Here is an 11,050-nt window from a genome sequence, read left to right on the forward strand (position 1 = left end):
TTTAGTCTTTCTCTTTCAGTATGATGCGCTGTCCGTGGCGCTCATAGCGCAGCGAGTTGGTGGCGCAGATCACATCCAATACGTTTTCAAGATTATCTTCCAGGTCAAGGTCACCGGAACAGGTTTCCAGTCCGGGTAGTGTTGATGCAAGGTCCAGCTGTATATTATAGTAACGCGTTAGCTTTTTCAGGATCTCTTTCAGCGGCGCGCTGTAAAACAACAGGCGTCCATCTTTCCAGGCGGTATAGGTAGCCACGTTTACGGTGTTTACCTGCAGGTCTTCGCTGTTCATGCCTACTGTAGCCATCTCGTTGGGTTGCAGCTGACGGGAATGTTTTCCAAAAAGATGTTGTGACGACAGGTGCATACGCACACTGCCTGAAGCCAGCACCAGGCTTTGCTGCCGGTCGTCCGGATAAGCGCTGATGTTAAAGGAGGTACCGAGCACTTCTGTTTCTATACGTGAAGCATATACGAAAAAAGGAGCATGCGCATTAGGGGCCACTTCAAAAAAGGCTTCTCCTTCCAGGTATACTTCCCGTTTCTTTTGCTGGAAGGTAGCGGGATAGACAAGGCGGGAGCCGGCATTCAGCAGCACGATGGTACCGTCTTCCAGCTGCAGGCGGGCGCGGCGGCCATAAGGCACCAGCAGCGTGTTATACGGGGCTGCTGACGACAGGGTGCTGTCGGCATTGATGGTTACTCCTTTACCTCCATATACAAGCGATGCATTTTTCCCGGGTACCACAATGGCCTGTTGCTGCCCGAGGATCAGGCGGGTATCGTTGGCGCTTTCCACATGTTGTTGTTGAGCAAACTGTACCAGTGAGTGCATGGGCCGGGGCCAGAACAACCAGGTAGCCACCGACAGCAATACTAATACCGCGGCAGCGATTTTGAGGAACAGGTACCTGTATACAGCTGGTTTGGACACTAAATCCGCGGCAATGTTCTGCCATAGCAAGGCTTTATCGGCCGGGTCCCATGTTTCTGCGCCGGCGTTTGTGATCATGCGTTGCACGGCATCTGCCATCTGCTGCTGCACGGGATCGTCGCTTTGTGCAGGCGGCTCATGGTCATTGCCAAGCAGGTCTTCCAGTTTCAGGTGTTTCTTATCGGGCATCTTACGGCATCTTTGCTATATAGAGCAACAAACAAACAGGATATAGACTCCGGAACGAAACTTTTTTTTATTCAGGGATGCTCCCGGGAAATCCAGGACATGAAGAGGATGATTAACGGCAGTACCGGCACTTTTTCCATGTTGGCACGCAGTTGCCGGAAGGCTCTGTAGGTAAGGGTACGGCAGGTAGGCACACTTATTTTCATGATGCCGGCCACTTCTTCATACGACAGGTTGCAGTTAAACTTAAGGAAAAGGACTTCCTTCTGCCGGGCAGGTAATTCATTGAGTTCACGGGCCAGCAGCCGCAGCATTTCCTGCTGTTGTTCGGCTGCAATCAGCAGCTGTTCAGCATCCGGTTCATAAACGATGGAGAAGTAGTCTTCCGGATTGGCAGTATGGAGAATGGTGGCATTCTTTTTTACGGCCAGATGGATCTTCCTGCGGAACGACCGGAGCAGGTAAAACCGGATGTTCACATCGTGGGCCAGGTTATTCCTGTAGTGATAAAGACTGGTAAAAAGCTCCTGGATACAGTCTTTTATAGTGCTGGTATCTTTTAGATATCTTAAGCCATACCGGAAAAGCATATCCGCATACATCTCATACAATTCCCTGTAGGCTTGCTGATCCCCCAGGATGACATTGTTCCACAAAATATTATCAGCTGCAATTAGGCGGTCTTTCAAACAGTAAATATTTAGAAGTGGTTGATGCCCCTAATATAAAGGAAAAAGCAGAAAGGTGAAAGCATTAAACAAAAAGCTATTGGCACAAACACCGGAGCGGATATTTTTTCCGGAGATGGATATGTCCGGAATCTACCTGCTTTGGTTGTTGCGCCAATAGCTTCTTTTTATTTTATGTTTTCGATGAACAGGCTGTGCTTATGCTTCCTGGAAGGCATGCCATAAGCTGGCTGCGCCGATCAGGGCCGCGGCCTCACCGAGGGTAGCGGTAACTACCGGGATGGTGATCTGTTGTTTTTCGAGTTCTTTTCTCAGTTGGGGCAAGAACAGGTCTGCTGCGTTGGCGATGTTGCCGCCGATCACTACAATTTCAGGTTGTTCTTCTCTAATAAAGTTGGTCAGTAAAGTACTTAGGTTTACCGCAAACTCGTTGAACAGTTGCGGTATCCTATCGTCAACGCCTATACGCGCCACCAGGGCTTTAACATCCGCCACTGTTTCGCCGCTTATTTCTTCATAGCGTTTTACAAACCAGCGGGTAGAGAGATAGTCTTCTGCCATGCCATCTTTAAAGGGAGAACACCAGCGGTTGGCATCATTGGCTGCGCCATCGCGGTAGATGGCCGAACCCAGGCCTGTGCCCAGTGTAAGCCCGATCACGCACTGATGATTTCTGCCGGCGCCGCTGAACACTTCGCCCTGCAGGAAGCAGCCGGCATCGTTGATAAAGCGGATCTGTGACGGTGAAATTCCGAGGCGTGTTGCCAGCAATTCTTTTACGTTCAGGTTGTATAATGCGTCATATTTATGTTGCCCTTTCATGAGGCTGATCCCGTGCTCATAGTCGAACGGACCCGGCATGCCGATACCGATATGCCGGACATCTGCTGCCGCGTGGGTGAATACTTCCCTGATAACAGCCGCCCAGCCATCGATGATATCTGCGACTTCGCCCTGTGAGTTAATACGGGTGCGGTTCCATGAACCTTCTATGATAGATCTTGTGTTAAGATCTACCAGTGCTGCGGTAATGTGAGAGCCGCCGATATCTATTCCTAACGCCGTGGAATTTGTCATAAATTCAATACTAGAATGTTTGCTAAATCGTTAAAGCTATACAAATATAAAAAACTATTTGGTTGACATGCTCAGAAAAATCGTTTTAGCAGAGTGAAAAACAGTTAAATAGCTCCCAATATAGGGCGTTTTTCCAAAAATCAAAAAAAACGGGGGAATTTTCAATGGTTATCAAAGAAACCAGTCCGCCATTATCTGAAACAATTCCTAAAGATCTTCCGGAAACATTTGTCTGAAATTCCGGGCTAACCTCTGTGATCATCTGCCGGAAATTATTTTGACAGATGAAAAATAATCATCACTTTTACATCCGAAATTCATTCTTCAATGGAATCTGGTCATTGCTCCGGCAACAACACCCTGATAGTTTATATCGCTACGAACTTCAACACTTCGCCCCCACTTTTCTGAAGCATATATGCATGGCCCAAATGCTGAACTGACAGGTCCGTCAGCAGTATCGCCCTACATTTAAATTCATCTTGACAAAAACACATACCTTAACAACAACCCTGCAAATGGAAAACACATTTCTCAGATGGGCTTTGCTTATCGGCCTGCCCATTCTATGTCTTGTACTGTACAAAGTAATTCTTCGTATATGCTTTGGCGTAGTCATTGTTCCGGAAGACCGTATCGGTCTGGTTACTAAAAAATTTGTACTGATCGGTAAACAGGAATTGCCGGAAGGCCGCATCCTCGCCACCAATGGCGAAGCAGGCTTCCAGGCGCAAACACTTGCTCCCGGCGTATACTTCTGGAAATGGATCTGGCAATACAGCGTTACCTTCCAGCCCTTTACCATCATCCCTACCGGCAAAATAGGACTGGTACTGGCCAAAGATGGTTCCGAACTGGAAACCGGTTCCATCCTGGCCCGCAAAGTTCCCTGCGACTCCTTCCAGGATGCCGTAGCCTTCCTGCAGAACGGTGGCCGCAAAGGCCGGCAAACCGCCATTATCACACCCGGATCGTACCGTATCAATACCTTCCTGTTTGAAGTGGAAATCACCGACATGCTATCCATCCCCGATAATGCCGTGGGAATTGTTACCACCCTCGAAGGACAAGCCATTGAAACCGGCTCCATTGCGGGTAAAACCATCGACAAACACAACAACTTCCAGGATGTGGATGCCTTCCTCGAAAAAGGCGGTTATAAAGGCTTACAGGAACAGGTGATCCTGGCCGGCTCCTATTTTATTAACCCCTGGTTTGCCAAACTGGAAATGGTGCGTATGACGGAAATCGCCATCGGCCATGTAGGCGTAGTGATCTCCTTCGTGGGAAATGATGGCGTGGATCTCAGCGGCGCAGAATTCAAACACGGTAACATCGTGGCGAAAGGCACCAAAGGCGTATGGGCCGAACCACTGGGACCAGGTAAGTATCCTGTTAATCCCTATATTATGAAAGTAGAACTGGTGCCTACCACCAACCTGGTACTGAATTGGGCCACCGCCAGAAGTGAGGCCCACCAGCTGGATAAAAACCTTTCTACCATCACCGTGAGAAGCCGCGACGGTTTTACTTTTAACCTCGATGTAGCGCAGATCATCCACATCCCAACCACGGAGGCCCCTAAAGTAATTGCCCGCTTCGGTAACATGAGTAACCTGGTAACGCAGGTACTGGAACCTACCATCGGTAACTATTTCCGTAACTCCGCCCAGGGATCAGATGTGATCAGTTTCCTCACCAGCCGTAAGGAACGGCAAACCTCCGCGAAGGAACATATCGGCCAGGTACTGGATCAGTATAATGTGTTCGGGGTAGATACCCTTATCGGCGACATTGTGCCACCGGCAACACTGATGAAAACACTGACCGATCGTAAAATTGCAGAAGAACAGAAAATTACCTACGATACAGAGCGACTGGCACAGGAAACCCGTCAGACACTGGAAAAAGAAACCGCCATTGCAGAAATGCAGAAGGAAATTGTAAAAGCCGACCAGGGCGTTTGGATTGCAGAAAGACATGCAGACGCCTCCGTGAAAAAAGCCACCGGTGACGCCAACAGCGTGCGGCTGCAAGCCAACGCAGAAAGCGACCGGATGAAATTACTGGCCGGCGGTGAAGCGGAAAAAGTACGCCTGCTGGCCAAAGCAGAAGCGGAACGCACCGAGTGGATTGCAAAAGCCGATGCAGAAAAAATTGCCCTCACCGGTAAAGCAGAAGCAGAGAAGATCCTCGCCATCGGTCAGTCCAGCGCGGAATCCTACAAACTGGCGGTAGAAGCAATGGGTGGCAACAACTTTACCCAGCTGAAAGTAATGGAAGCCATCGGATCACAGCAGATCCGCATTATGCCGGATGTACTCATCAGCGGCGGAGACGGCGCCAATGGTCCGATCAGCGGATTGCTCGGACTCAAATTACTGGAAGATGTAGCAAAGAAAAACGAAGCCGGAAAACAGGCAGAATAACACTAAGCGAAGCATAACAAAAGGGAAAGGCGCACACCTTCCCCTTTTTGCTTTATGCCTTGCGGTTATCAATACTGTAAGGCACCAGAGAACAGGGTTACCAAAAGGATAGCGGTATCCTTCACTATAGCAGTGCATTACGTATCTTTATACCCGGAAAGAAAAAATGAACGTATGCGAAAAGAAAATTCCTCTAATGCCATCAACGGAAAACAGCTGCGCGGCGACTGCGGAACAGCGTATACCCTGTCGTTGATCGGCGGACGCTGGAAACCCAGCATACTGTGGCGCTTACTGGATGGTAAACTACGCTATAACGAACTGAAAAAGTCGATCACAGGCATCTCTGAAAGAGTGCTGGTACTGCAGTTGAGGGAACTGGAAAACGACCACCTTGTTAAGCGGATCGTGTACCCTGAAGTACCTCCACGGGTGGAATATGAACTCACCCCGCTGGGATGGAGCATGGAAAGTATGTTGCAGCATATCTCCGACTGGGGAACTATGCACCGGGACGATGCCATAGCACGCCAGGCATCCAAAGAAAAAAACGTGGCGGCTATGGCTGATAACGGTTAAACAGCAAGCCCGGCGTCCTCCAGCGCACCGGAAGCCAGCGCGGTCCAGTCGGCATCATGTACATCCTTCGCCAGGATGGTGGTGAGCCGGTTTTGCACCAGGTTAGCCAGCGGCATCGGCGTATATGATTTCCGCGCCGTTTGTAATACCAGGTCCATATCTTTCAATCCTAATTCCGCACTGAAAGAAGGACTGCCGGTAAATTTACGATCCAGGATCATGGCGCCATAATTCCTGAAAATGGGACCCGAAAATAAAGTAGTGGTGAGCATTTCATACGCCGCCCTGGGATCTACCCCGTTTTTCTCCGCCAGCGCAAAAGCCTCTGCCATCAGTTCCAGCGCTCCGGCAATCATAAAATTCCCCATCAGCTTCAGCACATTGGCGCTGCCGGCATCTTCTCCAAGATCAAAAATATTGCGGGCAAATCCTGCCTCTAATAAAGGGCGTATCCTTTCTTTAGCCGCAGCAGGACCGGAAATCACCGAATTACCCGCTTTCGCCGCTGCCGCCTCCGGCCGCGCAAATACCGGCGCACCTACAAATAATACGCCGTGCTTGCCGTGTTGCACCGACAACTCCCTCGATATATCCGGCGAAACGGTGCTCATAGACACATGGATGCCCCCTTCCCCGAGGGCCTGCGCCAACGCATCGGTGGCCACTGCTTCCAGCGCCTTGTCATCTGCCACCAGGCTCAGTACAATCCCTCCTTTCACAGCGGTTTCCTCCGGGCTGCTCACCAGTATGGCGCCCAGCTGCTCCAGCGGCAATGCCTTCTCCCGGGTACGGTTATAAATTCTTAAAGTATATCCTGCCTTCAGCAGGTTCTCTGCAATGGGATAGCCCAAATGGCCTGTGCCGATAAATCCAATGGTTTCCATAATTCTTCAGTTATTACTTGTTGATTCAAATCTATCATTTAAAACGATTAATAAAACATATTTAATTGCGGCTTTGTTGGTAGGTGGATTTTTTAAAGAAATAATATCTCAAGAGTAAATAAACTTTGATGCCCTCATCGCTCATTTTGGGTTATTTAACGTATTTTAATAGCAGCACTTTATAAACTCCACCGCTATGAGAACAATCCATCAATGGCTGGACGAGTACGGCAGCAGCCACCGTAACCATACCAATAAACTGATTCACTGGATTTGTGTGCCCGCTATTTTTTTCAGTATCGTCGGTTTTTTATATGCGATCCCGCTGCCTCTTGGTAGCGTGCGTTCTTATATTTCGGTGGCACATGTGGCATTGCTGTTACTGATCATTTACTATCTGCGCCTCTCTCCTTCGCTGGCGGCTGGCATGCTGCTGATCGGCGTGATCTGTTTATGGTTATGGCGCCTCATAGCAGCCACTCCGCTGGTGATCTGGCAGGTGGCGCTGTTTATTTTCGTAGTAGCCTGGATCGGGCAGTTTATAGGTCATAAAATTGAAGGCGCAAAACCTTCTTTCTTCAAGGATTTGCAATTCCTGCTCATCGGGCCGGCCTGGCTGCTGAGCTTTATTTATAAAAAAGCGGGTATCCGCCTGTAAGGGGTCTCATGTGGCGGCCGACAAATAAAGCCGCAGCACATAGCTCATTTCGTATAACATAAATATAATGACCAGCGCCCCGTGAAAAGTGCGGTTACTGATCCTGATGGCCAACAGGCAAAGGACAAAGTGGGCGATATTGCGGATGGGGTATTCTATCCCGAAATGATGAAAGTAGTCCTGTCCTTTTATCAGCGTATCTATTACATCTGCAATAAACGAAAACGCCAGTACCCCGAAGAACCACTTTCGCCGTGAGTAAAAGTAGTCCTGGTATCCTTTATAATCTTTCAGATCATCCGGGTACAATAGTGCACAGAGCAGGAAAAAGGTAGTTATAAAGGAGATGATAAAGATATATTCCGGGAAAGTCCATTTCTTCAATGCGTGCAATGGCATTTCCCACCACCAGAAATGTACCAGCAGCACGAAGATATAGGCTACCCATGAAAGGTGTATCCAGTATGGCTTTTCCCGGTCGGGATGCTGAATGAATTTGGCAGTGCCTTTGAGCAGATGGGCAATGCTGAGACTCAGAATAAATCCTATCACCATTCTTACATGGCCGAATGTTTCCATAGCGGGGTGTTTCTATGAATTTAATTCATTGCTCCTGAAAAAACAAAAGCCCCGATTAAAATCGGGGCTTATTTACCTAAACCTACAACTGTTACACTGTTATTGCAACAATAATTTATCTTGAAAAACTGTTTTCCGTTAGTGCATAGCAGACGGATCAAGTTTTGCAGCTTTCTTAGCTTTTACCATAAGTACAAACGGTACACAAATCAGGAATATCAGGCCCAGGTACAGGAACACATCCATATAGGATAATATGGCGGCCTGTTTCGTAACACTGTAATCCAGTAATTTATAGCCTGTGTTCAGCGCCTGGTGAGGGTCCATTCCTTTGGCGCCGAAGCTTTGCTGTAACCCGTTTACCCGGTTAATTACATCGGGGTTATTGGTATCCAGTTTTGATACCAGGTCGCTCCGGTGCAGCATATTCTGGCGGGCCATAAACGTAGTGATCAAAGCCACACCAAATGATCCTCCCAGCTGACGCATCATACCAGTGAAGGCTGCTCCCTGGCCAATCTGTTGTCCTTTCAAACCAGACAACGACAACGTGGTGATAGGAATAAAGAGTAAACCCATACCTATCCCGCGAACGATCAGCATCCAGAAGAAAGCGTCTGAACCGGTATCTGCAGGTGTGATAATTTTATAACCCCAGAAGCAGAACACAAAGAACAGGAACATACCACTAGCCACCAGGTATTGTTGCGGAATACCTTTCTCCAGCATCTTACCGATGAGCGGCATCATGACTGCGGTAGTCAATGCCGCAGGGATCATCAGCATACCGGATTGGGTAGCGGTCCATCCCAGCGAACCTTGTGTGTACAGCGGGATGATAAAGGTTGATCCGTATAAGCCAAAGCCCATGATAAACGACAGGATGGTACCTGCCCGGAGGTTTCCGTTTTTGAGCACCCTCAGCTCCACGATGGGGTTCTTATAGGTAAGCTCGCGCCATACAAAGAAGAACAGGGCCAATACACTTGTTACGGTGAGGGCGGTAATCGTGGAGTCGTTAAACCAGTCGTCTTCCTGTCCGCGTTCCAATACAAATTGTAAACACCCTACCATCAACGCCAGGAGTCCTATACCGAGGAAATCTATCTCTGACATCGCCCTTTTTTCACCATATTTCGGGCTGCGTACAAACTGCAGTGTGAGCAGGGTAGCGATTACACCGATCGGAATGTTGATGTAAAAGATATAAGGCCAGGAATAGTTATCGGTGATATAACCGCCTAACGGGGGACCTAACGTTGGACCAATAATTACACCCAATCCGTAAATGGCCTGGGCGATACCGCGTTTTTCGGGCGGATAACTTTCAGTGATAATCGTTTGAGAGGTTACCAGCAATGCACCTCCACCCAAACCCTGTATGAAGCGGAATATAATCAGCTCCCACATGGTAGTTGCGTTACCGCAGAGGAAAGAGGAAACGGTGAATATAATAATAGACGCCGCGAAGTAGTTACGACGACCAAATTGCTGTGATAACCAGCTGGTCATCGGTACTATGATTACGTTACCGATAGCGTATGCGGTGATGACCCATCCGATTTCACTGAGCGTGGCGCCCATGTTACCACGCATGTCATTCAACGCTACATTTACGATAGTGGTATCCACTATCTCCAGCAAAGCGCAGAATATAGCGGTGATCGTAATGATCACCCTGCGCGAGCCGTATTCTATCAATGATTCTTGTTGCATGCAGCACTTATATTTTGAATGAGAACAACACTACCCGGAGTTAATAATTAATGACGAACATGACCTTTCTGTTGATGATCTGTTGTTAAGCTAATCGATTACGCCTGTCTGTTAATTATTGCATGGTTCCCACTAATTATTAACTCCGGATACGTTGCTATTCATGTATATGATTAGTTGAGATGCACGTCTACCAGTACGTTCATACCCGGGCGTAACTGTTTTACCAGTTCATCATTAGGGTTATCGAACTCGATTTTTACCGGTAAGCGTTGCACTACTTTTACGAAGTTACCGGAAGCGTTATCCGCTGGCAGCAGGGCTAATTTAGAGCCGGTAGCCGGAGCAAAGGAAGTTACTTTGCCTTCCAGTCCTTTTTCAGGATAAGCATCGATATGTACGGTTACTTTCTGACCCAGTTTCATTTTATCCAGCTGTGTTTCCTTGAAGTTGGCCACTACCCACGGAGTAGTGCTCAGTACCACGCTGAATAAAGACTGACCTGCTGTAACAAACTGTCCCGGCTGTACGAAAATTTTTGACAGTACGCCATCTTCCGGAGCAAGGATCACGGAGTATGACAGGTTCAGCTTCGCATCATCCACATCTGTTTCACGCTGTTTGATACCTGCATTGGCTACGTTAATCTGTTTGGAAGTAGCGCCACTCTGGGAGCTCACTACGTTTGTCTGACGGTTGGCTGCCGCCTTTTGCCTGGCCAGTACGTCGAGCTGACGTTCAGCAGTTTGTTTGGCAGCAGAAGCCTGTTCAAATTCCTGTTGGGTGATAGAATGATCTTTAATCAGGTTAGCGTAACGGTCGTAATCCTGGCTGGCTCTCCAGAGGTTTACTTTGGCAGCTTCAATCTGTGCATCAATAGTACCTACCTGCGCCTGTGCGGTGCTGATACCTGCTTCGGCAGCAGCGGTGCTGGCCTGTGCAGCGCCCAGGTTAGCCTGTGCCGCATAAAGGGCGTTTTCAGCCTGTTGTACTTTAATGGCCAGGTCGCGGTCGTCCAGGATCACTAACGTATCACCTTTCTTCACCACCTGGTTATCTTTCACTCTTACTTCTTTCACATAACCGGATACACGGGGTATAACCGGGCTCACGTTAGCATCGATCTGCGCATTATCAGTTTCTTCATGGTGCTGACCATGAACATACTTGGTGATACCAAATGCGCCGCCACCCAGCACCAGCACTGCCAGCACTATAACGAATCCATTGCTTTTCTTTTTAGGCGCGGTTGTTTCCTGCATGTTTATATTGTTAGTAGGTTTTGTTTGAGTTTGCGTTTCCACGGCTTTGATATT

The 11,050-nt window shown here is 48.4% G+C and carries 10 protein-coding genes; 3 read left to right on the forward strand and 7 right to left on the reverse strand.

All coding sequences use genetic code 11. From position 1 onward, the window contains the following. Position 1: 1 nt before the first annotated feature. From ACMXI2_RS16625 to ACMXI2_RS16635, 3 genes are all read right to left on the reverse strand, one after another. Positions 2-1,123: a FecR family protein gene (locus ACMXI2_RS16625; protein WP_483777214.1), complete on the reverse strand. Its 1,122-nt coding sequence runs from the start codon at positions 1,121-1,123 to the stop codon at positions 2-4. Positions 1,124-1,194: 71 nt separating this feature from the next. Beyond that, entirely contained in the window at positions 1,195-1,812 is a 618-nt protein-coding gene (locus ACMXI2_RS16630; RefSeq protein ID WP_483777215.1) for an RNA polymerase sigma factor, read from the reverse strand. Between the two features lie 198 nt (positions 1,813-2,010). Next, on the reverse strand, positions 2,011-2,889 hold the full coding sequence (locus ACMXI2_RS16635) for an ROK family protein (RefSeq protein ID WP_483777216.1): 879 nt from the start codon (positions 2,887-2,889) through the stop codon (positions 2,011-2,013). A gap of 518 nt (positions 2,890-3,407) precedes the next feature. Between ACMXI2_RS16635 and ACMXI2_RS16640 the strand changes: the two genes are divergently transcribed. Further along, positions 3,408-5,318 carry an SPFH domain-containing protein gene (locus ACMXI2_RS16640; protein WP_483777217.1) on the forward strand — a complete coding sequence of 637 codons (1,911 nt, stop codon included), beginning with the start codon at positions 3,408-3,410 and terminating at the stop codon, positions 5,316-5,318. Between the two features lie 174 nt (positions 5,319-5,492). Further along, complete coding sequence (locus tag ACMXI2_RS16645) at positions 5,493-5,897, forward strand: winged helix-turn-helix transcriptional regulator (protein WP_483777218.1); 405 nt, start codon at positions 5,493-5,495, stop codon at positions 5,895-5,897. On the opposite strand, the gene ACMXI2_RS16650 is transcribed toward ACMXI2_RS16645, so the two are convergent. Continuing rightward, positions 5,894-6,781 (reverse strand): NAD(P)-dependent oxidoreductase, encoded by an 888-nt coding sequence (locus ACMXI2_RS16650; RefSeq protein WP_483777219.1) that lies wholly within the window; start codon positions 6,779-6,781, stop codon positions 5,894-5,896. The two genes, ACMXI2_RS16645 and ACMXI2_RS16650, sit on opposite strands and share 4 nt — an antisense overlap. A 196-nt stretch (positions 6,782-6,977) precedes the next feature. On the opposite strand from ACMXI2_RS16650, the gene ACMXI2_RS16655 reads away from it, so the two are divergent. Then, positions 6,978-7,439, forward strand: coding sequence for an Mpo1 family 2-hydroxy fatty acid dioxygenase (locus tag ACMXI2_RS16655; RefSeq protein ID WP_483777220.1), 462 nt, complete (start codon positions 6,978-6,980; stop codon positions 7,437-7,439). Between the two features lie 6 nt (positions 7,440-7,445). Here ACMXI2_RS16655 and ACMXI2_RS16660 read toward each other — a convergent pair whose 3' ends face one another. The 3 genes from ACMXI2_RS16660 to ACMXI2_RS16670 form a co-directional block, all read right to left on the reverse strand. After that, positions 7,446-8,018 carry a hypothetical protein gene (locus ACMXI2_RS16660; protein ID WP_483777221.1) on the reverse strand — a complete coding sequence of 191 codons (573 nt, stop codon included), beginning with the start codon at positions 8,016-8,018 and terminating at the stop codon, positions 7,446-7,448. Positions 8,019-8,156: 138 nt separating this feature from the next. Beyond that, positions 8,157-9,734, reverse strand: a complete 1,578-nt coding sequence (locus ACMXI2_RS16665) for a DHA2 family efflux MFS transporter permease subunit (RefSeq protein WP_483777222.1) — start codon at positions 9,732-9,734, stop codon at positions 8,157-8,159. A 173-nt stretch (positions 9,735-9,907) separates the two neighbouring features. Next, positions 9,908-10,996 carry an HlyD family secretion protein gene (locus tag ACMXI2_RS16670; protein ID WP_483777223.1) on the reverse strand — a complete coding sequence of 363 codons (1,089 nt, stop codon included), beginning with the start codon at positions 10,994-10,996 and terminating at the stop codon, positions 9,908-9,910. Positions 10,997-11,050 lie beyond the last annotated feature (54 nt).

It is taken from the genome of Chitinophaga sp. G7 BAM 1005, assembly GCF_057126945.1.